The sequence below is a fragment of the Rhodanobacter ginsengiterrae genome (assembly GCF_050026815.1).
Classification (GTDB): Bacteria; Pseudomonadota; Gammaproteobacteria; order Xanthomonadales; family Rhodanobacteraceae; genus Rhodanobacter; species Rhodanobacter ginsengiterrae.
On the sequence record NZ_JALBWO010000056.1, the window covers coordinates 168,457 to 192,809 of the forward strand.

Consider the following 24,353-nt stretch of genomic DNA (forward strand, 5'->3'; position numbering starts at 1 on the left):
CGCATCAGCGTGAGCTGGCCCGGTTTCCGGGACGGCGGATGGCGGTGATCTCGCCGCTGTTTCCGCTGTGGCATGAAAGCCGGCCGCCGTCCTCGGATTCGATTCCGCCACGCCCACGCCGGCTCGCATCGGCAGGCGCCATCGTGCAACGAAAGTCCGATGGGTTGTTTCCGCCCTGACGCCCCAACGCTCTAGGGTGCGTCGCACTTGTCCTGCGGGCAGGCGAAATCCACCTCGGCACCGCGACTGGCGGCAAGCGGGATGTTCTTGCGCGTGTCGATGACGGCGCCGTCCTTTTCCAGCACCACCGTGTAGAGCCCCGCTGGCAGCGCGGTGAGGTTGTAGCGACCGCCACTCTTCACCGTGACATGACGACGCAGGCCGGTGACATTTTGCGCGGTGACCGTCTGGCCCGCCGGTGCCTGTCCGAAGATGTGTCCGGAGGTGGATTGAGCGCTGGCGGTACTGAGCCCGCCCGCGCCATAGAGACACACCAGGATCGCCGCAGCGAATCCCGATGCACGAAATGCCTTGCGATAGCCATGATGCATGTTCTGCGGAAGTTTCCAGCTTTTCACTTAACGCTCCCCTTTTCGCGTGGTGGAAGGCCATTGAGCCCAAGCCGACAAGGTCTTGTCGTCGAGCAAGCCATCAGGATGTTAACCCGATTGCAGCCATCATCTGTGCGTTCGAGGCCCATGACGAATGGCACCTGCTCGATGACGCGCCACGAAAAGCTTGATGCGCCAACGCGGGTCGGAGTGCACTTCAAATCCCGCTGCCCCAAGGTTCGCACCACCCGGGCAGTCGTCCAAAAGCCAGCCAGTTCCACGGCAAGTTGAACAGGGTTCAGCCGCAGCCGCAGCCGCAGCACAAGCGGAGCCTCAGGCAAAAGATCAGGCGGGGCTGGATCGCCCTCCTGGGCGGCGGATGGCGGTGATCTTGCCGCTGTTTCCGCCACCGCAGAAAAGTCGATCTCCGCCATCGGATTCGAGTCCCGACACGCCGATACCGGCCGGCATCTGCAGGCTTTCAAGCACGTCGCCGCTGGCGGGGTCGATGTGTCGCACGTCGCTTTCGTCGCCTTCCCAGGTGCCGTGCCACAGCTCGCCGTCGACCCACGTGACGCCGGTGACGAAGCGGTCGCAGGCAATGGTGCGAAGCACTGCGCCGGTGTCCGGATCGACCTGGTGGATCTTGCGCTCGCGGTAGTGGCCGACCCACAGGGTGCCCTCGGCCCAGGCGAGCCCGGAATCGCCACCGGCACCCGGCGCCGGAATGGTGGCGAGTACACGGCCGGTCGCCGGATCGATCTTCTGGATGCGGTTCTCGGCGATCTGGAACAGATGGTGGCCATCGAAGGCGGTGCCCGCGTGTGCGGCGACATCGAGGACACGTGGCGCCTCTTCGGTGCTGTCCGGATCGAAGGCGGTGAGCGTGGCACCGCTGGCGAACCACACGCGCTTGCCGTCGTAGCTGACGCCATGCACGCAATCCACGCCCGGAAAGGGACCGTACTGGCTGATGATGTCGGCGTTTGATCGTTTCATGTGCCCATCCTAGTCGCCGGGGAACGGCGCCGGGAGTAACAAGCTCGTCGGGAATCCGGGCACCGGCGGAGTGATCCAGCGACGTGCCCGGCCACGACCGAATGCGTCGACCTTGCCGGTGCTCGCCAGTGCATCGAGCGCGCGCTGCACACTGCGCTGGCTGCTGCCCAGCACCAGCGCCAGCGCCGAACTTGACCATGCCTCGCCGTCGGCGAGCAGGGCCAGCACGGCGGCATGCGCGTCATCGACGGTAGGCGCCAGCACGACGACCTCGCGGGCCTCGTGGGGTGCCAGCACGAAACCCTGCCTGGTCGCATGGATATCGGCCACGGGTCGAAGCAGGTTGCGCAGACGTCCGACTTCGACGCGCAGGCGCGCGCGATGCGAGTCGTCGGCGTGGCGGGTGCGGAAGGCCTGCGCGATCAGCTTTGCTCTTGGCACATCGTCGGGCCAGGCTTCAGCCAGCGCCTGGGCAAGCGCGAACAACACCGGTCGCCGCTCGAGCGAGACCGGTGAACTTGCACCGTGCACGACGTAACGGCATGCGTCGACGACAACCGCGGCGGAGGCCAGCAAGGCCTCGATGTCGTGCAGTTGCACAAGGCGCTCAGTGCCGCCTGCGATGAGCCGCGCAGCAGGCAGCTCCAGTACGCGGACAGCACGGCGGACTTCCTCCATCAGCGACGGGATGCCCGCCCGACGCGCAGCCTTCTCGGCGCGGCTCAGTGCTGCACGCGCCGCCGCCGCGCGCAGACGACGCATCGCCACGCCGGCAACCACCAGTTCGCAGGCAGCCAGCGACGCGGGTCGCAACAGGGTCATGTCGAGTTCGGCGAGGCTGCGCTCGGCGTCGTCGAGGCGACCGAGCAGCAGCAGGCGGCGGGCCTGCAGATAGCACGCGCAAGCCGCGTTCGCGTGATCGCCGTGCGTGGCCAGGGTGACGCGCGCGGCATCCAGCGCCGTGGTGGGTTCGCCCAATTCGCGCGAGACGAGCGCTATCTCGGCTTCGGCGACGGCGCAGCGTGCGCGGGCCACTGACTCGCGTGGCCCGAAGGCGCGCGCCGCACGCCGCAACAGCACCCTGGCGCGCGCGAGATCGCCGAGCTGGGCCATCGCCATGCCGCGCAGTGCGAGCGCCGGCGCATCGTCGCGCAAGGCGACCCGCTTCAATGCGCCCAGCGGATCGCCGGCTGCCAATGCACGCGCCGCGGCGGTGATCAGCGAGTCCATGCGATCGAGCCCCTGTCAGCGAGCCGGGTTGCATCCAGCCATTTCAATCGCGCCACCTTTGTCACTCCCACCCCTCGATGGCCCGGTTGCAGTCTAGCCCACGATCCATCGCCCACTTGCCGTCGGCAAGCGGTACCAATGAAACGTGAATCCGGGGAGAGACACCATGGAAAAGATGGCTGTATGGGGCTTCAGCTGGGTACCGCCGGTGGCGCAGGGGCTGGTGCGTGACCTGCGCGTGCGCTGGGCACTGGAAGAAGCAGGCATCGCCTATGAAAGCCGCTGGATCGACGCCGACGAGCGCAGCTCCGCCGCTTATCGGCGCAAGCATCCGTTCGGCCTGGTGCCGGTGCTGGAATCCGCTGCGGGAACGATGATCGAATCGGGCGCCATCGTCCATGCGATCGCCGAGCAGTGCGAAGCGCTGATGCCGGCCGGGCAGCGCCAGGAGACGCTGAGCTGGATGTTCACGGCGCTCAACACCGTCGAGCCGCCGCTGTGGAATCTGTTCGTGATGGATGTGCTGCACGGTGATGAAGCGTGGGTGCTGTTGCGACGTCCCGCTGCTGCCGACGAAGTGAAGGCGCGTCTGGCGGCACTGTCCGCATGCCTCGGCGAGCGCGACTACTTGCTGGGCGATTTCACGGCGGCTGACATTCTGATGACCACCGTGCTGCGGTTCATCCGGCATACGGATCTGCTGGCCGGGTTCCCCTCGCTGGATGCCTATGTCGAGCGTTGCGAGGCGCGACCGGCATTCCTGGCGGCATTGCGCACCCAACTGGCCGGTTACGCACGTCACCAGCCGGTAGCGGCCTGAATCCACAAGGAGAATCAATGATGACCCATGACAAGACGGGAACGCGCGCCGAGTGGCTGGCGGCGCGGCTTGTGTTGCTGGACGCGGAGAAGGAGCTGACCCGGCGCAGCGACGCGCTGGCGCGTCAACGGCAGGCGCTGCCGTGGGTGCGGGTCGACCACGCGTACCGGTTCGATACCGAAAGCGGCAGTGTGTCGCTGGCGGATCTTTTCCGCGGACGCTCGCAACTGCTGGTCTACCACTTCATGTTCGGGCCCGACTACGCGGCCGGCTGTCCGTCCTGCTCGTCCATCGCGGACGGCTTCAACGGCTCGGTGGTCCATCTGGAGCACCACGACGTGGCGTTCACCGCCGTGTCGCGGGCACCGCTGGCCAAACTGCAGGGGTTCAAGCAGCGGATGGACTGGACGTTCCCCTGGGCATCGGCAGCGGACGGTAGGTTCAATGCCGACTTCAACGTCGCCTTCAGCGAGGAGCAACTGCGCAAGGGGCCGGTGGATTACAACTACCGGCCGATGGACGTGAGGCCGGCGCTGAATGTCGGCGAGGATGGCTTCGTTGGCCAGATGGCGGCGATGACGCAGACCGGCGTGGCCACCTATCTGCGCGAGATGCCCGGCATGAGCGCCTTCGTGCTGGAGGACGATGTCGTCTACCACACGTATTCCACGTATGCGCGCGGACTGGACGGCCTGTGGGGGATGTATCAGTGGCTCGATCGGGCCCCTCGGGGGCGCAATGAAAACGGCGTCTGGTGGCGGCATCATGACCAGTACGCGCAGGGTTGAGCGATGTCCTGACGGTGGTGTCGCGATGCTTCATCACGGCGCAGATGAAGCAGTCGACGCGCCTGCCGGCGCAGATGGCCGTGCCGCCGCCGATCATGGCGGCGGCGATCCGGCATGTCTTCGCGCCGTCGACGGGCTGGCGCTGGCGGCTGCGCCGTCGTTTGTGCTGATGGCATGCGTGACAGGCTTTCTGCACAGCGGGTCGATGACCATGCCTTGTCCGGCGTCGCACGATGCATCGTCACTCAGCGGCATGACGGTGATGTATGGGCTGATGAGCGTATTCCATGCGGGTCCGTGGCTGAAGCTGCTCACCAGGCGAGGGCGTTCGGCGGCTGGCCATGATCCGCTGTGCTGACGAACGTGCCCTGACAGGGCCACTCCTTCAGGCATCGCGGCTGCTTGCGGCCTGGTGCGCCGCGAGCCCGGCGCATACGGCCGCGGTGTGCTCGTCGGCCGGGAAGGTGCAGTCGATGCGGATCTCGTCCAGGGTCACGTCGAACGGTGCGGCGAAGGTCGTGAAGGTCTCGAAGAAGCGCAGCTCGCCGAACTTGCTGCGGAAGCTGAAGGTGACGATCGGCGAGGAATCACGGCCGGATTCCTGCTCGCGCCAGCGTGCAGGAACGTCGGGATAGGCCGAGATTTCGTCGAGCAACTGGCGCATTCGGCGATCCGTCGGATGGGCGGCGAGGTCGTCATGCAGATGCCGCAGGAACCGGGCGGCAACCTCCGGCCAGTTGGCGATCACCGGGCGAAAATCCTCCGGGTCGAAGATCTGGTGCAGCAGATTGGCGTGCCGGCCCGGCCGGCCGTCCATCAGCATCTGGTTGAGCCTGACGGCGGCCGCATTGGTCACCAGCACATCCCAGTGCCGGTTGATGACGAAAGCGGGATACGGTTCCTGGTGCGCGAGCATCAGGTCGACGGCCTGGCGCATGCGTTCGAGTGCCGGCGCTGCGAGCGCACGTTCGGGATGCATCGCCGCAAAGCCGGCAGCGTGCAGCAAGGCATTGCGTTCCCGCAGTGGCATGCCCAGCGCCTCGGCCAGCCGCGAAACCGTGTCGCGGCTGGCCCGCGCCTTGCCGGTTTCGACGCAGCTCAGGTGTCGCGTCGAGATGCCCGTTTCCAGCGCCAGGTCGAGCTGGCTCAGCCGTCGCGCCGCACGCCACTCACGCAGCAAGGCACCGATCGGCGGAGGGGACACGATGGCCGCTGACATGATGATAGCGAATCCCTGGATGGGACCTCAAGGATAGGCCATGGTGCTCGCAGCAGCACAGGGGGCGAGGTCTGGCTGGATCGCATGGAATTCGATCGACACATCGAGATCGTCCCGCGTGGGGGCGAGTACGGACTCGCCAAACAGGCCAGGATAGGTGGGCAACTTGCGCTCGTAGCCGCGCTCGATCCAGCGTTGCGCGCGTCCCAGGTCCGCGACGCCGAAACTCATGCCAAGGATGCGCGGACCACCGCTGGCCATGGCGTTGGCGGCGATGCCGTCGCCATCGGGCTGCAGCGTCAGCAAGGCGGTCGGCCCGACCGGCACGCAAAAACCGCGCGCGCCAAGCTCGGCCAGCTTGACTGGCACGGCATGGCCAAACCCCATCTTCTGCAGTTGCCGACGGTCGGATGCCGCGTCCGCCGAGACCAGCCATATCGCCGACAGCTCGCGCGCACCGTTGGGGTGTTCGCGGGTGACGCGGTAATCGCCGGCGTTGGCTGGGTCGAACTGATCGGGCGCGTAGTCGGTGGCGTAGTCGATGAAGAAGGTGTTGCTGGACAGCGGCGCGCGATCGAAGGCAAACAAGCGCCAGCCCGGCTTTGACTGGTCAGGGCCACTGAAGAACGGGGTGACGGCGTAGTGGAGGCTTTTGAGCGAGCGATGGATGGCATCGATCGCCGAGGAGCGGAAGCCGAAGGTCCGCGATCCCGGCCCGCCCTTGAGCGCCAGCCGGTCTTCCTGCATGCCCGGGTCGAACGTCGGATCGGGCCGGGTGACGCCGAGCAGTTCGACAAAACTGCTGTCGGCGAAGCGCACGTAGCGATTGGCGACGCCGCCGGGATCACGCCCGGGCCGCACCTGGAAACCCAGTTTGACGGCCATCACCGCGGTCGCCTGGTCCATGCTGCGGCTCCACAGCAGCACGTGGTCAAGCCGCGTGGCGGAGGTCGGCGCAGCAGCCATGGAGGCCTGCGCCGTGCCGAAAGCGAACAACATGGCCAGAACGGAGAGCGTCGCGCGCATGAGCCGGTTCCCTGATGGAGATGCCGCGATTCTCCGATCGGCGTTGCAGGAAAGCCATGACCTCCGAGGTCATGGCTTTCCTCCGCTACCGGGCCTGCGCCCCGCGCCGTGGCTGCCGTTCGCCTGCTGTACGATGGTTCGCGGGTGGCAGCTCGTACCGCAGCTGCTCGCATGTCACGCGACGAAGGAAGGTGGCCGAGATGGGAAGCAGTCTCGAAGTGATGTTGCGCAGGTTGTCGGTACGGCAACGGATGACGGTCATCATCGCGCTGCTGTTGCTGCCGCTTGCCGTGCTCAGTACCGTGAGCATGATCGTGCTGAACGAGCAGGAGATGGCCTTCCGCGATTCGGTCGAGGAGTCGGTGCACGGACTGCTCCCGCTGACCACGTTGGAGTATTACCTCCAGCAGGCGTTGGTGGATGAGTTGCTGGCCGAGTCGCACGACTCGGTGCCGGACTTCGCCGCACTGACCCGGAATGTGGACAACAGCTTCTCGAACATCCAGTTGGGCACGAACAGCGCGGACGTGCCGAAGCAGGTGCTGGACGATGCGCGGAACGCCTGGATGCAGGCGCGTCCTTCGGTTCGTCGCCTGATCGAGCAGGTGCATGCGCAGCATTTGAGCGGTGCGGTGGCCAGCTTGCATACGCGCGCGGAACTGGAGCGCGCCATACAGGACATATCGAGCGCACGCGTGAGTCTGTCCGGCGTGCTCAAGGCGCGCTACGAAAAGGCCGCGGCCCAGCGCATCAGCCAGTTGCACTGGCTGATGTGGAGCTGGCTGATCAGCTTGACCGTGGCCGGGCTGCTGATCGTGATTTTCCTGCGCTCCCTGCTGCGGCCGTTGCAGGCGTTGACCGATGCCGCACGCCGCATCGAGGAAGGTCAGGCAGGCGTGCGCGTCGAGGTCGATGGCCGCGACGAGCTGGCGGTTCTGGCCGAGTGCTTCAACCGGATGACCGCCAACTGGGAGACCACCCAGAGCCATCTGCAGACCGAAGTGATCAAGGACACGCTCACCGGCGTGCTCAACCGTCGCGGTATTCTTTCGCGGCTGGATGCCGAGCTGGACCTGCACCGACTTCGGCAGCAACCGCTGAGCGTGCTGGCGATGGATCTGGATCGCTTCAAGTTCATCAACGATCACTATGGGCACAGCACGGGCGACCGCGCGCTGACCTGGGTGGCCCGCACCATGCGTGGCATGTTGCGCGAGCACGACCACCTGGGACGGCACGGCGGTGATGAATTCATCGCCGTGCTGCCGAACACGAACCATGCCGATGCGCTGGACATCGCCGCTCGCATCAGCCAACTCGTCCGTGAAGGCGCCGCGCGCGAAGCGGCTTACCCGGGAGTGACCATCGGTGTCGCCACCATGCCGGAAGATGGCGACCAGGCCGCATCCTTGCTGGAGGCGGCCGACGCCAGGCTTTACGCGCAGAAGAAGCGTCGCCGCACGACGGCTGATGCGGTGGCGAAGGAAGGACGCGACGCCGGCCGCTGAGCATGTTTCCATGCCATGCATTGCAGGGTTGAAGTACCGCAGACCCATCGCCAGATCGTGATGGTGGATCTCGGCGACAGGGGAAGGGACCAGATGAGTATTCGACGATGGATGGTCGCGCTGGGGTTGCTGTGCGCTCCTTTCGTGCATGCGCATCCTGTGGGCTTTGCCGATCTCGCGCGGCACATGCAATACGATACGGTGAAGATCTCACCTGACGGCAAGTACCTCGCCGCCACGGCAGTGGTACAAGGCCATCCCGTGCTGGCGTTGCTGCGTCTGGCGGACAACAAGGGGCAACTGGTCCGCCCGAACGAGGCGGACTCCGTCACCGACTTCTGGTGGGCCCCTGCCACCCGCGTGGTGTACGAGGCGGGCACACGAAAATGCTGGATTTCATCGGCTCGAGCATCGGTCCCGGGGTGACCAGCATCAGCGCTGCCGGGCACTGAGTTCTTCCCACGGGAAGAGGTCGATCTGGATGACGCGTCGTCGCGCCAGCCCCAGCAATCCGGCCAGGGTGGCGAGATCGAACCATGCGAACCAGTCGCCCCAGCGCGAGTACAACGTGCGGGTTTCGCGCAAGGACAGCTCGCCGACCAGATCGGCGTCGTGTTGTTCGCTGGAGGCCTCGGCCACCACGCGGCCGCGATCATCGCTCAGCGTGAGTCGGCCCGAACGGGCGGCGTGCGCCACCGCGAATCCGCTTTCGATGCCGCGCAGTATCGCCATGCGGCTGTGCAACCAGCCGTCGACGCCGAAGTCCCACGCCGGCACCAGCAGCAGTTGTGCGCGGTGCCCGGCATAGGCTTGCCCGATATCGTGGAAGTCCATGTCCTTGCAGATGGCCAGGCCGATCCGCGGATTGCCGGCGAGCATGGAATAGCTGTCGCCGGGCGTGTACTGATCTTCGAAGCCGGGGATCAGATGGTGCTTGCTGTAGGTGACCGGTGAAACACTTGCGGGGCCCAGCACCATCGACATGTTGCGTTCTGCCGCACCCTTCAGATCCATTCCCACGTCAATCAGCAGGCCACGTTGGTGGGCGAGCTCCGCCAACGCCGGGATGCTGGTGCCGCCCGTGGCGAACGCGGTTTCCGGCATCACCACGATCCTGGCTCCGCTGTCGGCCAGACGCGTGATCGCCGTTGCGTAGCGAACCTGCAATGCCCGGCCCTGCGCATCGTCCAGTGCGGGTCGAACGGGCTTTTCGAGCGACACCAGGCCGATCCGCGTGGTCGTCGTCGCAGCGGCCTGCATTCGCCAACTGCCATAGAGCACGGATGCTCCGATCAACAGCATCGCCACCACGGCGACCGTCGGGCGAGTCTGTCGTGATGATGACGGACATGTCAGCACGGCCAGCGTGGCGGGCATCAGCATGACCAGAAATCCGATGCCCCAGATGCCCGTCACGGCGGCGATCTGGATCACCGGCAACGCATCCATCTGCGTATAGCCGATGTTGCCGAACGTGCCATGGGGTGAGATCAGGCTGTTGAGGTATTCCACCGCCACCCAGACGACGGGTACCGCCAGTGCGGCCGCGAGCGGCTGGCCAACCAACAGCATTCGCCGGAACAGCAGCACGCAAAGCGCGAGCATGACGCCCGGCATCGCGATCACATAAGCGATCACCGCCAGCGGCAGGCCGATGGCGCCGTGCAGATAAGTCCACTGGTTCATTCCGCCCAGGGCCCATGCCAGGAACGCTGCCAGCGCCGCCCAGCCGGCGCGGGTGCGTGGTGCCAGCCACAGCAGCGGGAGGGGCGCCAACCAGGTCAGCCACCACCATGGCCGCAGACCGCTGCCGAACCACCACATCAGGGCGGACAACGCGATCGTGGACAGCCATGCCGTCAATGCAAAGCGATCAAGCCTTGATGCCATCGATCAGTCGCTCCAGGGATTCGAGATAGAACGCACGGAACTGTGCCTCGTCGTAGCTGAAGCGACCGGCCCGATACAGCGCGATCAGGCCATGCGAGTGAGCCCACAGTGTCATCGCCACGCTCCATGGATCATCCCGGCGCAGTACGCCCTGGTCGATCCCTTCGGCGATCGCATCGGCAATCACGTTCAGCGTGGGCGACTGGCGATTGCGGAAGTCTTCGGGGAACTGACGGGCATCGTCACGGCGCAGCGAAAACGCATGGTCGAAGAGGTGCGGATGCTGCAGCGCGTAGTCGAGGTAGGGCGTCAGCAGCGCAGGCAGACGGAGCAGTGCCTCGGGCTGGGTGGCGCGTGTCTGCCATTCCCGCGCGATGACCTGGAAGCTGTCGTCCGACAATTGCTTCAGCAGCGCTTCGCGGCTGGAAAAGTGCCGGTAGATCGCCATCGGGGTAATACCCGCTGCCTGCGCCACGCGACGCATGCTGACTGCGTCGGCGCCACCACGCTCGAACAGCTTCATTGCGGCGCGTCTGATCTTTTCCTTGGTGGCCAGGGGCTTCATGTGTACAGCGTATACTTGATCCGCGCGATGCGTCAAGCCGCCGCCCGACGATTCGGCGGAAGCCACGACTTCGGGATCGGTGACGGTCAACCCGGGTCAGCTTGTGTCCTGATGGCGACCTGGCCACGCCAATGCCAACGATGGCCGCGGGGTGGTTCAATGGGAGACATTGGCAGCGGGTATCCCTTCAGCATGAGCAGCTTGCAATTTCGGGCCGTCATCGAGATCAATGGCATCAATCCGTACGTGCGGGTCAGTGCGGCCCAGGCGAAGCGCTTGAAGGAGGGCTGGCGCAAGCCGTTGCCGGTTCGGGTGCAGGTGAATGGCCAGCCGAAGCCACCGTGGCACATCAACATGATGCCGACCGGCGACGGCAGCTTCTATCTGTATCTGCATGCTGAAGTGCGCAACGCCTCGGCAACCGGCGTAGGCGACCTGGTCAGCGTGGAAGTGGCATTCGATGCGACTTACCAGGCCGGTCCGGTGCATCCCGTGCCGGCATGGTTTGAAGAGGCACTGCAGGCGAACCCGGCGGCGAAGCAGGCATGGCAGGCATTGGTGCCCAGCCGCCGGAAGGAAATCCTGCGCTATTTTTCACAACTCAAGTCGGTCCAGGCGCAGGCGCGCAATTTGCAACTGGCCATCCATGTGCTGTCGGGTGGTCAGGGGCGCTTCATGGCACGATCTTGGAACGTCGAGGAAAAGCCTGATCCGGCCAGGCGCGTGTCGGCACCACGGACCAGGCCCGCCGGTGATCCTGATCGTGATTCGGCTGACGCGCCCTGATGGATCCGCCTGACCACGCCATCCTCCGCCGCGCCGAGGCATTCCGGAATGCCGCAGAGATTAGTCCATGCGCAGGCGCTTGGCGGTGTACATCGCGCGATCGGCGTGCGCCAGCAGTGTCTCGGGATCGGTTCCGTCGGCGGGGAAACAGGCAATGCCGGTGCTGGCGTCCAGTAGGAACAGGTCGTCGGCCAACGCGAAGGGTGGAGCGAGGCGGGCACGCAGCTGGTCGGCCACCGCCTGGGCGGCCTTGGCATCACGACAGCCCGGCAGCAAGACAACAAACTCGTCGCCGCCGACGCGAGCCACCAGGTCATCCTGCCGGACACCTTGTTGCAGGCGCTGCGCAACTTCGCGCAGAACCTGATCGCCGGCCTCGTGACCGCCGCGGTCATTGACGACCTTGAACCCGTCCAGATCCAGGTAGAGCAGGGCGACGCCATGACCGGTCCGCGCCGCATGTTCGATCGCCGCCTGCAGTTCGTGCCGGAAGCGGTCGCGATTGGCCAGCCCGGTCAGCGAGTCATGATAGGCGCGGTATTCCAGCTCACGTTCGAGCCGGCGCAGCTCGGTCACTTCGCGGCCAACGCCGATGCGTACGCCATGTTCGGGCAGCCAGCGGGCCGACCACTGGATGTCGACGCTGTGACCGCTCTTGTGCAGATAGCGATTGCGAAAATGGAGCTGCAGCTTGCCGGTCATTACCTGTTCGGCCTGGGCGGCGGTGGCTGCGCGATCATCGGGGTGAACCAGGTCGAATATCCGCTGGCCCAGCACCTCTTCGGGACGGTAGCCGAAGATGCGCTGGAAGCTCGCGTTGACGAACAGCAGGTGGCCTTCGACATCGACCACGCATACAGCATCGGGCATCAGGTCGAGCACGTCGGCGAGGGGCGGTAACGTCGGAATCATCTATCTGCGGTGGTCGTCTCGTCCGGTATGGGCGCACGGAAAAGCGGTCATGACCATCGTGCGTCACTCCGAAAGCTAGCAGAATCGCTGCACTTTCGGGTGAAGGCCGGGCCCGCCGACACGATACGACACGCCTGCTCCAGCAGCAGGGTCGGCGTGCTTGCCGGCAGCAGCGATGTCGGGGGCAGGCTGCGCCCGTGCCGACTGCCCCGACATCGTGTGCCCATTGACCGAATCGGGTTGCGCCCGTCGACTATGCCGGCAGGCTGACCACCGGGACGAAGCCACCGAAGATCATCCGCTTGCCATCGAATGGCATGGCGCCGGCTGCGTCCATGCGTGGGTCCTTCATGAGCCTGTCCATGCCGGCATCGCGGGTCGCCTTGTCGGGCCACTCCACCCACGAGAACACCACGGCTTCGTCGGGCCGGGCCTGCACGGCGCGGTGGAAGTCGGTGAGCTTGCCTTCGGGTACATCCTCACCCCAGCACTCCATCACCCGGGTGGCGCCGCACTCCATGAAGATGCTGTCAAAGGTCAGGGCGTGCTCGATGAACTGCGCGCGGTTGGCCTGGGGTACGGCGATCACGAAACCGTCGATGTACGACATGGCTGCCTCTCTGCGGGAATGGCCGGCCGACGGGCCGCCTTCACTGGAACGACGAACGGGAACCGCGGCAATCGACAGGCCGCCGCGGGTACGTCGCGGCGACTGCTTGTGCGCGTCGATATAATCGACCGACCGCTTTTCGGACAGACAACACATGCGCAGTTTCGACGATGGCCGCGGCTGCCAGTGGCAAGCCGCGGTGCTGGATGCCTCCTACGGCAGCATGCTGCTGGTGTTCTCCCATGCCGGTGATGGCGAGGTGCGGCAGCTCGCCATGGCCGCGGAAAACCTGTGGCTGGCAGAGCAGCAACTGGCCGACATGGATGAATTGCAGTTGCGCGAACAGCTGGCGGCATCGGTGCCGTGGGGCTAGCAAGGCCGTGGATGTGAACGAGCCTACTTGCCCGAGTCCCGAGGCAAGGCGTCGAGTGGATTGGCTGATCCCGCGCGCTCCAGCAGTACATGCATCGCGGGCTTCCACAGCTTCCAGTTGTGTTTGCCCGGCAGCATGACGACGTGGTCGGCGGGCAGACGCGGGCTCATCATTTCGATCGGCTGGCGGAACGGTTCGTCGGCGCCGTAGGCTAGCCAGGTCGAGCTGGTGCGGCGCGGTCGTTGCGCCCAGTCTTTCAGGTAGCGCCACAGTTCATGCTGGAACGTATCCGGACCGATCGACTGCGGCGGACCGGGCCGCCAGGCGTCGAGGCCGCCGGCCTGGCGGATCTGCCGCTGGCTCGCGTCATCACCCAGGTAGGGCGACAGCAGCAGCAAACCGTCGATCTGGTCGGGATACCGCTGGTCGTACAGCAGCACGCCCAGCCCGCCCAGCGAGATGCCGGCCAGCCATACCTGCCGATACGCCGGGCGCAACGCCGGTTCGATCACTTCATCATGCAGCCGCTCGGCCGCGCGCCCTTGCCGGTAGAACGGCATGGTCAGGCCGGTGAGTATCACGTCCGCGTCGGGCCAGCTCTGCTGGATGATCGCGGCAATGCCGGTGTCGGTCAGCGACTGCAGGCTGTCGCCGCGGCCGGGCAACATCACCACCAGCCGATGCGCCGGCTGCGGTGCCGCGACAAAGGTGGCGGGTACCGGACGGGTAATGTCGCCGCCGGCGGCGCAGCCGGCTACGACAAGCAGGCAGGCGAGCAACGTCAATGTCGGGATGAAACGGAACAGGCGCATGTGGCTACTCGATCAACGGCACGCTGGCCGCGTGCCATCGAGCGTAGCGCACGGCGCGCACGGATAGGTTACGACGCCCACTGCAGGCGCCGTCGATGCCACTGATCCCCCCCGGGCTACAGCTGCATGTAGGTGTAACCCTGTTGCCCGTAGACGACCGGGTCGGTCAGTGCCGACAGGGTGATGGTGATGGCGGGGTCGACGTCGCTGTCCTGCATGTGGTGTTCGGCCATGGCCTGGCTGCAGACCTCCAGCTTCACGCCGGCCTTCTTCAGTGCATGCAGGATCTCCAGGTTGGGATTGTCGTGCTTGAGGTATTTGCGCGAGGCGGCCTGGGTCATGCCGGCCGCGCCTGCGCCGCGGTCCAGCAGCGCCACGATGTGCACGTGTTCCGCCGGCACCTTGGCATAACCGAGCAGATTGACCAGGCGCGCCAGGCGTTCCAGCGAACCATAGGGCTTGCCCTTGTCGCCTTGCGTGGACAGCACGTCGACGAAAATCTTGTAGTCGACGTTGGGGTCGGGCTGGACTTCCACATCGGGACGCGGATGCACGCCACCGAACTTCGGGATCACCGGATACACCCAGGTGGTCGCCGACTCGGCCTCCTTGGCGACGCCGCCGGCGGGCTGGGCGGCGCGGGATGGCGCCCCGACAGCCATCAGCGACAGGCAGGCCAGAACCGCCATGCTCAAAAGCTTGCTCTTCATGACTTTCCCCTCGCCGCGGGATGCGGCCGGCGGGCCATCTTAGCGAGTCCCGTGGCGCCGCGCGCTGCAGCATTTGCATCGCCGGTCAGCGTACCGGATGGACGGTTCTGGCCGGTACACTGGACTCTTGAGAACCGGGGGTTTCATGTCCAGACGGATGAGGACGGTAATGCGCGCGACACTGCTGATGGCGTTGCTGGTGGTGCTTACGCTGGCAGCACTGATCGCGTGGAAGCGGCCTGATCGCGCCTTGCGGGTGGCTACTGCCAATGTGGCGCAGACGCTGTGCGCGGGCGTGTTTGTCTCCGGCCTGGCGCCGGAGCGGGTATTTGCGGAGAACATCGCACCACTGCGCGGCATGCGGATCCTGCTGCCGCACCTGCATTACACGGTCGACACCGCACGACGGAGAGTCAGCGCCAACTGGCGTGGCCGTTTTGTCGCCGAAGCGTCCTGGTATCCGGACTACGGCTGCGCGCTGCCGACCACCACACCGGATGCTGCCACCCTGCAGGCGGCGCATGCCGCGGCTTCGGCGTCTTCGGTTGCGGAGGCTCCGCCGGTGGTCAGCGCGAATCGGGCCATCAACGACGCGCTGGCACACGCCTTTGCCGAACCGGCCAGCGGGCCGCGACGCCATGTGCATGCGATCGTGGTGATGCATGAGGGCACCATCATCGCCGAGCGCTATGCCGATGGCTTCGACCCGCAGACGCCGCAACTGGGTTACTCGATGAGCAAGTCGGTGGTGAATGCGCTGCTCGGCATCCTGGCTCGGCAGGGGCGGCTGGACATGGCCATGCGCGCACCGGTGGCGGCCTGGCAGGATCCCGCGGATCCGCGGCACGACATCACGCTGGAGCAGTTGTCGCGGATGACGTCGGGGCTCGACCTCACCGAAGACGACAGCGGTTTCGACCCGGTATCCACCATGTTGCTGCTGCGCCGTGACATGGCAGCGTTCGCCGCCGAGGCGAAGCTTCGCGTGCCGCCGGGTACGCAATGGGAGTACACCAGCGGCAATACGCTGATCCTCGCCGGCGTGCTGCGCGACAAGGTGGGCGGCGGCGCGCCCGGCCTGATCCGCTTCGCCCATCGTGAGCTGTTCGATCCGCTGGGCATGCGGCATGTGCGGATGGAATTCGACGGCGCGCAGACCCTGGTGGGCTCCACCCGGATCTACGCCTCGGCGCGCGACTGGGCACGCCTGGGGCAGTTGTACCTGGATGATGGCGTGGTGGATGGCCGACGCGTGCTGCCTGCGGGCTGGGTCGCCGATGCCAGTCGCCAGACGCTGGACAGCCTCTATGGCTCCGGCTTCTGGACCAATACCGGCACCGGGGCGGACGGCAGCCACATCATTGCCGGCATGCCGCCCGACGCCTATTTCGCGTCGGGCCTCAACGGGCAGCGCATCCTCATCGTGCCGTCGCAACAGCTGGTGATCGTGCGGCTGGGTGCCACCCTCGACCCGCCGAATTTCGACATGCGCGGGCTGGTCCGGCTGGTCAACGAGGTGAGCGTCGCCCTGCATTGAATGAAGGCGCGCCATGCCGTTTGCGCGCTGTCGGCGGTTCAGGCGGGAATCTCGGCCTCCACCAGCTTGCCCAGCAGCACCAGCGATTCCTGCCAGCCCAGATAGCACTGTTCGAGCGGAATGATCTCGGGCAGACCCTCCTGCACCACGTGCAGTTCGGTGCCGCACGACACCGACTTCAGGATGATCGTCACCATGATCTCGCCGGGCAGGTTGGGGTCGTCGAACTGGTCGGTGTAACGGATGCGCTCGAACGGCGTGAGCTCGACATAGGTGCCGCCGAAGACATGGCTCTGGCCGCTGGCAAAGTGGGTGAAGGACATCTTGTAGCTGCCACCGACCCGTGCGTCGAGATGATGGACCTTGCCGGTGAAACCATTCGGCGGCAGCCACTTGGCCTTGGCCTCGGCATCGAGGAAGGCGCGATAGACGCGCTCGGCCGGCGCGCGCAAGACACGATGCAGGCGAACAGTGTTGGACATGGCGGTTTTCCCGGATGGAGGAGTAGTCCTCATGGATGCCACGAACGAGCCGGGCGCAAATCGACATCGCCAGGGCTTGCGAGTCCGCATGCCGACCGCCACGCCAACCATTTTGCAGTAGCCTGAACGGCGCGGCGCGGCGCGGCGTGGCGCACGCGCACGAGAGCTGCCGGATACGCCCGCGAAGGAGGACGGTACCGTGAAATTGAAGATGAGCGATGCGGCCGTGGCAGGCCCGGTCGGCAACGGCGGGTCCGGCTGTCGACCATTACCGGCGGTGGCGGCATGAGCATGCGCGAGGTCGAGGTCGCCATCATCGGTGCCGGCACCGCCGGCATGTCGGCCTATCGCGAGGTACGCAAGTTCACCGACAGCGTCGTGCTGATCGAGGGCGGTCCGTTCGGCACCACCTGCGCCCGGGTCGGCTGCATGCCCTCGAAATTGCTGATCGCCGCCGCCGAGGCGCGCCATCGGCTGGCCACGCTGCCCGCCTTCGGCATGGCCAGCGATGGCGGCCGGGTGGACGGTCGGGCGGTGATGAAACGGGTGCGCGACGAGCGCGACCGCTTCGTCGGTTTCGTGCTTGAGGCCGTGGCCGGCTTCGATCCGCACAACGTGTTGCGTGCGCATGCGCAGTTCGAGGATCCGCATACGCTGAAACTTTCTGCCGGCGCGGATGGCAGCGTGCCGGAGGTCGAGCAGCTTCGAGCCGGGCGCATCGTCATCGCGACCGGCTCGCGGCCCCGGATTCCCGAGGCTTTGCGCGCCGCCGGCGACCGGCTGATCATCAGCGACGATGTGTTCGACTGGCAGGACTTGCCCGGGTCGGTCGCGGTGTTCGGTGTCGGTGTCATCGGCCTGGAACTGGGCCAGGCGCTGCACCGGCTGGGGGTTCGCGTGCACCTGTTCGGCCGCGACGGCCGGTTGGCCGGGATCAGCGACCCTGAAGTGCGCGCGGAGGCCACGCGGTTGATCGCGGCGGAGTTGCCGCTCAGCCCGGACGTGCATGACGTGCGGGTGGAGCGCGATGGCGATGGCGTGGTCGTGCATTTCACCGCCCCTGGCTGCGCGCCGGCCAGCGAACGCTTCGATTACCTGCTGGTCGCCACCGGGCGCAGGCCCAACGTCGACCAGCTGGCGCTTGAACGCAGCGGCCTCGTGCTGGATGCGCGCGGTGTGCCGCTGTTCGATCCGCAAACCACCCGCGCCGGCGGCAGCCACATCTTCATTGCCGGCGATGCCGAGGCCGAGCGGCTGCTGCTGCATGAAGCGGCCGACGAAGGGCATCTGGCCGGCCAGCAGGCCGCACGCTACCCGGCGGTCTACAAGCATCTGCGGCGCACGCCGCTGGGCATCGTGTTCTCCGACCCGCAGATCGCCTTCGCCGGCCAGCAGTACGCGCAGCTGGTCAGCGCCGGCACCGACTTCGCGGTGGGCGAGGTGTCATTCGAGGACCAGGGGCGCTCGCGGGTGATGCTGGTCAACCACGGGTTGCTGCGCGTGTACGGTGCGCGGGCAAGCGGCCTGCTGCTGGGCGCGGAAATGATCGGTCCGCAGAACGAACATCTGGCGCATCTGCTGGCCTGGGCAATCCAGGCACGGATGACCGTTGCCGACGTGTTGCAGATGCCGTTCTACCATCCGACGATCGAGGAGGGCCTGCGCACGGCATTGCGCGAGTTGCTCAAGGCACTGGGCATGGGAGCGGCGCCACCGCTGCACTGCATCGACTGCGGGCCGGGGGCGTAAGGCGCCACCTGGCAGCTGGCGCCATCGGCTGCAGTCCGCCACGCTGTCGAATGAATTCAGAGAAGTAGAGTCACCATGACTGACTGCAGCGCATTCCTTTCCCGTCCCTGGAGAGTCCCCTCTTGGCTCATGATCTGACTGGCGGTTCGCTGCCACCCGAGCTGCCAGCCGCATCGCGACCGTCCTTGCCCGGTGGCTATTACGCGTTCGGCTGTGCCTCGTTCATTCCCTTGCTGGGCGTGGTGATCGGCATCATCGCGATCATCATCGGCATGACTTCGCGAAAGAAGGGCGGCCGGGTGCTGGCGCTGATTGGTGTGGGCGGGATGGCGTTCAGCGTGATCCTGTATGGCAGCCTGTTCTATTTCGGTTTCGTCCAACGCGGCGGTGTCTACGACGGGTTGCGCGCGCAGTTGGCGCATTCCACCATCGACGCGCTGGTGCCGCAGGTCGAGTTCTATCGGCTGCAGCACGGCGTGTATCCGCCTTCGCTGGATGCCTTGCGCAAGGCGTCCGCGGGACAGGCGATGCCGATGACCACCGACCCGTCGACGACGATCCCGCGACCGTTCTACTACGAGCGGGTCGGCGACGATCACTATTACCTGCGCGGTGTCGGGCCGGATGGCAAGGCGTTCACCGCCGACGACCTGGTTCCCGACGTGGCTGTTCCAGACGGGAGCCGGATCGGCTTGCTCAAGCAGACGCTCCCGAACGGACAGTAGCGAAGGTCGTGCGGAAGATGCAGTCAGCCCGGCGCTGAGGCATGCTGCACGCCGAATGACATCGTCGTGGATCGGGAGCGTCAGGTGGGAAAGGGCAGGCTGGAAGCGTTCAGCGATGGCGTCATCGCGATCATCATCACCATCATGGTGCTGGAACTGAAGGTGCCGCACGACACCGCGCTGGCGGCGCTGGCTCCACTCGCGCCGGTGCTGCTCAGCTATGTGCTGAGCTTTGTCTACGTGGGCATCTACTGGAACAATCACCACCACATGCTTTCGATCATCCATCGGGTCTCGGGTGGCGTGTTGTGGGCGAACCTGCACCTGCTGTTCTGGCTGTCGCTGTTTCCGTTTGCCACGGCCTGGATGGGCGAAAACCATCTCGCCGCAGTGCCGACTGCCCTTTATGGCGTGGTGCTGCTGATGGCGGCGGTGGCGTACTGGATACTCGAACAGGTACTGATCGCCGCCGGCGGTACCGAGTCGGCGCTGCGTGCCGCGATCGGTGCCGACTGGAAAGGCAAGTCCTCGCCACTGGTCTACCTGACCGGCATTGCACTGACCTTCTGGCGGCCATGGGCAGGCCAGCTCGTCTACGCGCTGGCCGCGTTGATCTGGCTGGTGCCGGACCGGCGCATCGAGAAAGTGGTCGGCAGTTGATTCACCCGGGATATGCGGCACCACCATCAAACATCGTTCGGGAGGCGCCATGAAAGCTGCACTGCTTCGGGTGGGTTTGCTGGCATCGTTTGCGTTCGCCCTGGCCGGACCGGTCGGTGCTGCCGCCACTGACGGTGATGCCCGCGCGATCCAGCGGGTGATGGATCAGCAGCAGGCCGCGTGGAATCGCGGCGATGTGGATGCCTTCATGCACGGCTACAAGGACGCACCCGACACCACCTTCGTCGGCGCCAGCGTGCGCAAGGGCTACCGCGCGATCCTGGCAAGCTATCGCAAGCACTACGTCGGCAAGCGGCAGATGGGCACGCTGCGCTTTTCCGCGCTCGACGTACGCCTGCTGCCCGGCAGTCATGGCGAAGTGCGTTACGCCGTGGTCACCGGCCGGTTCCACCTCGACCGCCAGGCGCACGGTGAGGTCGCCCAGGACGATGGCGTGTTCTCGCTGCTGTGGGAGAAGACTCCGGTCGGGTGGAAGATCATCCTCGACCACACCAGCTGAGTCGCTGTGGCGCGGCTTCCTGCCTGGCTAGAGCCGATGCAGGAAGGCCAGCGACTCGTCGCACGCGGCGTTGACCTTCAGCGTCAGCAGCGGATCGGCGCGGGTGCGGCCCAGGGTGACCGCTGCAACCGGCTTGCCGGCGCGTGCGGCGGCATCGACGAAGCGGTAGCCGGAATAGACCATCAGCGAGGATCCCACCACCAGCACCGCGTCGGCCGACTGCCACGCGCGCGCGGCGGCGTCCACCCGCTCGCGCGGCACGGCCTCGCCGAAGAACACCACGTGCGGCTTCATGATGCCGCCGCAATGCGGGCAGGGCGGAATGTCGAACGAGGTGAAATCGTGACCGTCCAGATCGGCATCGCCATCCGGCGCATCGACGGCGTCAAGTTGCGCCCAGGCCGGGTTGCGTTCCACCAGCATCTGCTGGAACGCGTCGCGGGTGAGCCGCGCATCGCAACTCATGCAACGCACCTGGTCGAGCCGGCCGTGCAGGTCGAGCACGCCCTGGCTGCCTGCCCGTTGGTGCAGGCGATCCACGTTCTGCGTCACCAGCAGCTCCACCTGTCCGCGTCGCTCCAGTTCGGCCAGCGCGCGGTGGGTATCGTTCGGCAGCGCGCCGCCGAAGCGTCGCCAGCCGACCAGGCTGCGCGCCCAGTAGCGCCGGCGCGTGGCCGCTTCGTGCATGAAGGCGGCATAGGTGACCGGCGGCGGCCGCTTCCATTGGCCATCGCGGTCGCGATAGTCGGGGATGCCCGAGTCGGTGCTGCAGCCGGCACCGGTCAGCACGAACAGGCGTGGGTGAGCGGCGATGAATTGCTGGAGCGGAGTCATGGGCGCGATATGGGTGCGGGCGGGTTGAAAATACAGGGCCGATCATCGCCACGCTTGTCGCCGCCCCGGTTGGCGGCGATGCTGACGGCAGGAAAATGTACCGCGTCTGCCGAATGGGGACGAGCCTTGGGCACAGGGGTGGGCAGATGGACCAAGCTGGAGTTGAAGATGCTGCACCGGCCGCGTCGCGAAAGATCGACAGCAATGCGTACAAGTTGTGGCACGAAAAGCCGGCAGGAAAGTTCTGCCTCGGCTTTTCCGTGTTCGCGATCGCTGAGGTCCTGGTCTATGGCACCTTGCACTGGATCTTTCCGCTGATTTGAGCAGGGCGGCAGTGCTGCACGCTGCCGGCGCGCTAGCATGGCGAAATGAAATTCACCACATTCGCGATTCCGTTCCGCGCGCTGGCTTTCCCGTTCGCACTGCTGTTGGCCGGCTGCGCCTCGCAGCCGACGCAACCCATGGCGCTGCGCAGCCCGGCGCAGGTGCGCGCGGTACTGGTGCGACTGATGCCGGCCAGTGCCAGCGATCGCACCGGCTGGGCCAGCGACATCCAGGCGGCCTTCGCGGCGCAGCGGATCGAGCCGACCACGTCGAACCTGTGCGCGGTGCTGGTGGTGGCGGAGCAGGAATCCGGCTTCCAGGTCGATCCGGTGGTACCCGGACTGGGCCGGATCGCACGCCAGGAAATCAATCGCCGCGCGGCGGCGAAGCACATACCCGGCTTGCTGGTGGACGCGGCGCTGTGGCTGAAGTCACCCGATGGCCGGCGGTACGGTGAACGATTGGCAGCGGCCCGCACCGAGCGGCAACTGAGTGACATCTTCCAGGATTTCATCGGCATGGTGCCGTTGGGCAAGCGCCTGTTCGGCGGGCTCAATCCGGTGCACACCGCCGGCCCGATGCAGGTGAGCATCGCCTTTGCCGAGGCCCATGCGCAGGACTATCCGTATCCGGTCGAAGGCTCGATCCGCCACGAAGTGTTCAGTCGGCGCGGCGGCCTGTATTTCGGCATCGCTCATCTGCTGGGTTATCCGGTGGCCTATGCCAGGCCGCTGTACCGTTTCGCCGACTTCAATGCCGGCTGGTACGCCAGTCGCAACGCTGCGTTTCAGCAGGCGGTGAGCCTTGCCTCGGGCATTCCGCTGGCGCTGGACGGTGACCTGGTGAAACCGGACGCAGGTTTTGATGATCCGCCAGGCGCGACGGAACTGGCGGTGCGTTCGCTCGCCGGGCCGTTGCAGATGGGCGATTCGGCGATCCATCGTGCACTGACCCGGGGGGAGCGCGAGGATTTCGCGGGCGAAAAAATCTACACCCGGGTGTTCGCGCTGGCCGAACAGATCGGGGGTCGACCACTACCGCGTGCCGTGCTCCCGGGTATCACGCTGAAAAGCCCGAAGATCACCCGCAAGCTCACCACCGCCTGGTTCGCCCAGCGTGTCGATGAGCGCTGGCAGCGCTGCATGGGCCGGGCGGGATAAGCGGCCCAGCGGCTGACTGGCCGGGACCGCCGGCCTGATTCTTCAGCCACTCGGATTTCCCCCCACAGCACCATGCACACGATCGCGGCGGCGAGCAGCACGCTGGCGACCCGCGTGCCGGCTTGCGCGAAAGGGCCGGGGCTTTTCCGGCAAGGCGAAAGCACTTTCTGCTGTCGGACGCCTGCGTTCGTTTCCGCTTGACGTGTAACGATCGTTACATGTAACGTTTGTTACATGAAGACGCGAAAAGAAATCCTGGTTGACGAGCTGGTCGGCTATCTGCTCGAGCATGGCTTGTCAGATCTCTCGCTGAGGCCGCTTGCCGAGGCGCTGGGTACCAGTGCGCGCCTGCTCATCTACCACTTCGAATCGAAGGAAGGGCTGCTGACCGAGGTGCTCGACAGCATGCAGACGAGCCTGCGGCAATCCTTCAGCACCATGGTCGAGCAGCAGGCAGGCCGGTCGGAGCGACCGTTGAAGCGGTTCTGGGACTGGGCGATCGCGCGCGAAAATTATCCGTACCTGAAGCTGCTCTACGAGTTGCAGATCCTCGCCGTGCAGAACCCCGAGGTGTACGGACAGTACCTGCAGCGCAACGCCTTGACCTGGTCGGCGCTGATCGGGACCGCTCTGCCCGAAGCCGAGCGAACCCCCGCGATGGTGACCTTGCTGGGCGCGGTGTTCGACGGCTTGTTCCTGGAGCTGATGAGCACGGGCGGCAGGAAGCGGACTACCCAGGCCATCCTGCAATTCATCCAGTTGGTCGACGGCGCGCGCGCGGCGCGTCCGGCCGTCCGGGAAAAGGTCGCGAAGGCATCAGTGCACGGGGCGAGGGTGAATCATGTCGATTGACGTTGCACCGGTGGTGACATGGCGCAGCAGGCCATGGCTGACCAGCATCGCGGGATTGCTGCTGGCACTCGGCGGCATCAGCCTGCCATTCGGAACGTGGGATCACGCGTTTGCCAGCGTCGGTCACATGGCCGCCAACGAGCTGGTCTATTGGGGACTGGTCGCGGCGATCCTGCTGTACGTGGTGCGGATCGAGCGTCGTCCGCTGACTTCCATCGGGCTGCGGAAACCGGGTGGCAGGGACATTCTCGCGGCGCTGGCGACGGGCGTGCTGATGCTCGCCGTGCTGGCTGTGATGTATCTCGTCGTGCTTCCGGCGCTGCACTGGGACGAGGCACAACAGCTGCAGACCCTGACTGTGCTGCCGTTCTGGTTGCGATTCATCTCGGTCGTGCGGGCAGCGGTTTCCGAAGAGGTCCTGTTCCGCGGCTATGCGCTTGAACGGGTGCAGGAGCTGACCGGCTGCCGTGGTGCGGCAGGCGCGTTCACCTGGGCGATTTTCACGCTGGAACATCTCAGCTACTGGGGCTGGCATCACCTGCTGATCGCAGGCACGGCCGGCGCGCTGCTCACCTTGCTCTACCTGTGGCGCCGCAACCTGTGGGCCAACATGCTGGCGCACTTCATGGTCGATGCTGTCGGCTTTTTGCTGGGATAACCCGCGAGGACGATCACACCGGCGATCGCGAGCAACACGTCGGTCTCGCGATG

General features: G+C 65.9%; 28 protein-coding genes. 15 read left to right on the top strand and 13 right to left on the bottom strand.

Going from position 1 to position 24,353, the window contains the following annotated elements:
- Positions 1–191 precede the first annotated feature (191 nt).
- The 3 genes from ACQGNJ_RS13615 to ACQGNJ_RS13625 all read right to left on the bottom strand — a co-directional run bounded on the left by ACQGNJ_RS13615 (position 192) and on the right by ACQGNJ_RS13625 (position 2,780).
- Complete coding sequence (locus ACQGNJ_RS13615; protein ID WP_426689790.1) at positions 192–578, bottom strand: carboxypeptidase-like regulatory domain-containing protein; 387 nt, start codon at positions 576–578, stop codon at positions 192–194.
- Between the two features lie 318 nt (positions 579–896).
- Positions 897–1,550 carry a Vgb family protein gene (locus ACQGNJ_RS13620; RefSeq protein ID WP_426689791.1) on the bottom strand — a complete coding sequence of 218 codons (654 nt, stop codon included), beginning with the start codon at positions 1,548–1,550 and terminating at the stop codon, positions 897–899.
- 9 nt (positions 1,551–1,559) lie between these two features.
- Complete coding sequence (locus ACQGNJ_RS13625; protein ID WP_426689792.1) at positions 1,560–2,780, bottom strand: helix-turn-helix domain-containing protein; 1,221 nt, start codon at positions 2,778–2,780, stop codon at positions 1,560–1,562.
- 166 nt (positions 2,781–2,946) lie between these two features.
- On the opposite strand from ACQGNJ_RS13625, the gene ACQGNJ_RS13630 reads away from it, so the two are divergent.
- The 3 genes from ACQGNJ_RS13630 to ACQGNJ_RS13640 are packed head-to-tail and all read left to right on the top strand — an operon-like array spanning position 2,947 to position 4,558.
- Entirely contained in the window at positions 2,947–3,600 is a 654-nt protein-coding gene (locus tag ACQGNJ_RS13630; protein WP_426689793.1) for a glutathione S-transferase family protein, read from the top strand.
- Positions 3,601–3,620: 20 nt separating this feature from the next.
- Positions 3,621–4,388 (top strand): DUF899 domain-containing protein, encoded by a 768-nt coding sequence (locus ACQGNJ_RS13635; protein ID WP_426690058.1) that lies wholly within the window; start codon positions 3,621–3,623, stop codon positions 4,386–4,388.
- Positions 4,385–4,558, top strand: a complete 174-nt coding sequence (locus tag ACQGNJ_RS13640) for a hypothetical protein (protein WP_426689794.1) — start codon at positions 4,385–4,387, stop codon at positions 4,556–4,558. Before ACQGNJ_RS13635 ends, ACQGNJ_RS13640 begins: the two co-directional genes overlap by 4 nt.
- Before the next feature lie 215 nt (positions 4,559–4,773).
- Here ACQGNJ_RS13640 and ACQGNJ_RS13645 read toward each other — a convergent pair whose 3' ends face one another.
- Both ACQGNJ_RS13645 and ACQGNJ_RS13650 read right to left on the bottom strand, forming a co-directional pair.
- Positions 4,774–5,607, bottom strand: a complete 834-nt coding sequence (locus tag ACQGNJ_RS13645; RefSeq protein WP_426689795.1) for a helix-turn-helix domain-containing protein — start codon at positions 5,605–5,607, stop codon at positions 4,774–4,776.
- 27 nt (positions 5,608–5,634) lie between these two features.
- The gene (locus ACQGNJ_RS13650; RefSeq protein WP_426689796.1) at positions 5,635–6,633 is read right to left on the bottom strand and encodes a VOC family protein; all 999 of its coding nucleotides are present in this window, start codon (positions 6,631–6,633) and stop codon (positions 5,635–5,637) included.
- Positions 6,634–6,833: 200 nt separating this feature from the next.
- On the opposite strand from ACQGNJ_RS13650, the gene ACQGNJ_RS13655 reads away from it, so the two are divergent.
- Together ACQGNJ_RS13655 and ACQGNJ_RS13660 are read left to right on the top strand one after the other, a co-directional pair.
- Positions 6,834–8,141, top strand: coding sequence for a GGDEF domain-containing protein (locus ACQGNJ_RS13655; protein ID WP_426689797.1), 1,308 nt, complete (start codon positions 6,834–6,836; stop codon positions 8,139–8,141).
- 93 nt (positions 8,142–8,234) lie between these two features.
- The gene (locus tag ACQGNJ_RS13660; protein WP_426689798.1) at positions 8,235–8,567 is read left to right on the top strand and encodes a hypothetical protein; all 333 of its coding nucleotides are present in this window, start codon (positions 8,235–8,237) and stop codon (positions 8,565–8,567) included.
- A gap of 6 nt (positions 8,568–8,573) precedes the next feature.
- Here the strand turns inward: ACQGNJ_RS13660 and ACQGNJ_RS13665 are convergent, their stop codons facing one another.
- Positions 8,574–10,031, bottom strand: coding sequence for a nitrilase-related carbon-nitrogen hydrolase (locus tag ACQGNJ_RS13665; protein WP_426689799.1), 1,458 nt, complete (start codon positions 10,029–10,031; stop codon positions 8,574–8,576).
- On the bottom strand, positions 10,015–10,596 hold the full coding sequence (locus ACQGNJ_RS13670) for a TetR/AcrR family transcriptional regulator (RefSeq protein WP_426689800.1): 582 nt from the start codon (positions 10,594–10,596) through the stop codon (positions 10,015–10,017). The genes ACQGNJ_RS13665 and ACQGNJ_RS13670 overlap by 17 nt, the downstream gene beginning before the upstream one ends.
- A 15-nt stretch (positions 10,597–10,611) precedes the next feature.
- On the opposite strand from ACQGNJ_RS13670, the gene ACQGNJ_RS13675 reads away from it, so the two are divergent.
- Complete coding sequence (locus ACQGNJ_RS13675; protein WP_426689801.1) at positions 10,612–11,382, top strand: YdeI/OmpD-associated family protein; 771 nt, start codon at positions 10,612–10,614, stop codon at positions 11,380–11,382.
- Between the two features lie 60 nt (positions 11,383–11,442).
- Here ACQGNJ_RS13675 and ACQGNJ_RS13680 read toward each other — a convergent pair whose 3' ends face one another.
- Together ACQGNJ_RS13680 and ACQGNJ_RS13685 are read right to left on the bottom strand one after the other, a co-directional pair.
- On the bottom strand, positions 11,443–12,294 hold the full coding sequence (locus ACQGNJ_RS13680) for a diguanylate cyclase domain-containing protein (RefSeq protein WP_426689802.1): 852 nt from the start codon (positions 12,292–12,294) through the stop codon (positions 11,443–11,445).
- A gap of 253 nt (positions 12,295–12,547) precedes the next feature.
- On the bottom strand, positions 12,548–12,904 hold the full coding sequence (locus ACQGNJ_RS13685; protein ID WP_426689803.1) for a DUF1428 domain-containing protein: 357 nt from the start codon (positions 12,902–12,904) through the stop codon (positions 12,548–12,550).
- Positions 12,905–13,058: 154 nt separating this feature from the next.
- On the opposite strand from ACQGNJ_RS13685, the gene ACQGNJ_RS13690 reads away from it, so the two are divergent.
- Positions 13,059–13,277, top strand: coding sequence for a hypothetical protein (locus ACQGNJ_RS13690; protein ID WP_426689804.1), 219 nt, complete (start codon positions 13,059–13,061; stop codon positions 13,275–13,277).
- Between the two features lie 23 nt (positions 13,278–13,300).
- On the opposite strand, the gene ACQGNJ_RS13695 is transcribed toward ACQGNJ_RS13690, so the two are convergent.
- Both ACQGNJ_RS13695 and ACQGNJ_RS13700 read right to left on the bottom strand, forming a co-directional pair.
- A complete protein-coding gene (locus tag ACQGNJ_RS13695; RefSeq protein WP_426689805.1) occupies positions 13,301–14,089 on the bottom strand; it encodes an alpha/beta hydrolase in 789 nt (262 codons plus the stop codon).
- Between the two features lie 116 nt (positions 14,090–14,205).
- Positions 14,206–14,799: a DsrE family protein gene (locus ACQGNJ_RS13700; RefSeq protein WP_426689806.1), complete on the bottom strand. Its 594-nt coding sequence runs from the start codon at positions 14,797–14,799 to the stop codon at positions 14,206–14,208.
- A 169-nt stretch (positions 14,800–14,968) separates the two neighbouring features.
- Between ACQGNJ_RS13700 and ACQGNJ_RS13705 the strand changes: the two genes are divergently transcribed.
- Positions 14,969–16,336: a serine hydrolase domain-containing protein gene (locus tag ACQGNJ_RS13705; protein WP_426689807.1), complete on the top strand. Its 1,368-nt coding sequence runs from the start codon at positions 14,969–14,971 to the stop codon at positions 16,334–16,336.
- Positions 16,337–16,374: 38 nt separating this feature from the next.
- Here the strand turns inward: ACQGNJ_RS13705 and ACQGNJ_RS13710 are convergent, their stop codons facing one another.
- Positions 16,375–16,818, bottom strand: coding sequence for an SRPBCC family protein (locus ACQGNJ_RS13710; protein WP_426689808.1), 444 nt, complete (start codon positions 16,816–16,818; stop codon positions 16,375–16,377).
- 285 nt (positions 16,819–17,103) lie between these two features.
- Here ACQGNJ_RS13710 and ACQGNJ_RS13715 point away from each other — a divergent pair, with 285 nt between their 5' ends.
- From ACQGNJ_RS13715 to ACQGNJ_RS13730, 4 genes are all read left to right on the top strand, one after another.
- Positions 17,104–18,567: a dihydrolipoyl dehydrogenase gene (locus ACQGNJ_RS13715; protein ID WP_426689809.1), complete on the top strand. Its 1,464-nt coding sequence runs from the start codon at positions 17,104–17,106 to the stop codon at positions 18,565–18,567.
- A 122-nt stretch (positions 18,568–18,689) separates the two neighbouring features.
- Positions 18,690–19,292: a type II secretion system protein GspG gene (locus ACQGNJ_RS13720; RefSeq protein WP_426689810.1), complete on the top strand. Its 603-nt coding sequence runs from the start codon at positions 18,690–18,692 to the stop codon at positions 19,290–19,292.
- A gap of 84 nt (positions 19,293–19,376) precedes the next feature.
- Positions 19,377–19,952, top strand: coding sequence for a TMEM175 family protein (locus tag ACQGNJ_RS13725; RefSeq protein ID WP_426689811.1), 576 nt, complete (start codon positions 19,377–19,379; stop codon positions 19,950–19,952).
- 49 nt (positions 19,953–20,001) lie between these two features.
- Positions 20,002–20,472: a YybH family protein gene (locus tag ACQGNJ_RS13730; RefSeq protein ID WP_426689812.1), complete on the top strand. Its 471-nt coding sequence runs from the start codon at positions 20,002–20,004 to the stop codon at positions 20,470–20,472.
- Between the two features lie 27 nt (positions 20,473–20,499).
- Here the strand turns inward: ACQGNJ_RS13730 and ACQGNJ_RS13735 are convergent, their stop codons facing one another.
- Positions 20,500–21,306: an NAD-dependent protein deacetylase gene (locus ACQGNJ_RS13735; RefSeq protein WP_426689813.1), complete on the bottom strand. Its 807-nt coding sequence runs from the start codon at positions 21,304–21,306 to the stop codon at positions 20,500–20,502.
- 368 nt (positions 21,307–21,674) lie between these two features.
- Here ACQGNJ_RS13735 and ACQGNJ_RS13740 point away from each other — a divergent pair, with 368 nt between their 5' ends.
- The 3 genes from ACQGNJ_RS13740 to ACQGNJ_RS13750 all read left to right on the top strand — a co-directional run bounded on the left by ACQGNJ_RS13740 (position 21,675) and on the right by ACQGNJ_RS13750 (position 24,300).
- On the top strand, positions 21,675–22,790 hold the full coding sequence (locus ACQGNJ_RS13740) for a DUF1615 domain-containing protein (protein WP_426689814.1): 1,116 nt from the start codon (positions 21,675–21,677) through the stop codon (positions 22,788–22,790).
- Between the two features lie 234 nt (positions 22,791–23,024).
- Positions 23,025–23,642, top strand: coding sequence for a TetR/AcrR family transcriptional regulator (locus ACQGNJ_RS13745; protein WP_426689815.1), 618 nt, complete (start codon positions 23,025–23,027; stop codon positions 23,640–23,642).
- Positions 23,632–24,300 carry a CPBP family intramembrane glutamic endopeptidase gene (locus ACQGNJ_RS13750; RefSeq protein ID WP_426689816.1) on the top strand — a complete coding sequence of 223 codons (669 nt, stop codon included), beginning with the start codon at positions 23,632–23,634 and terminating at the stop codon, positions 24,298–24,300. The genes ACQGNJ_RS13745 and ACQGNJ_RS13750 overlap by 11 nt, the downstream gene beginning before the upstream one ends.
- The last annotated feature ends 53 nt before the right edge of the window (positions 24,301–24,353 follow it).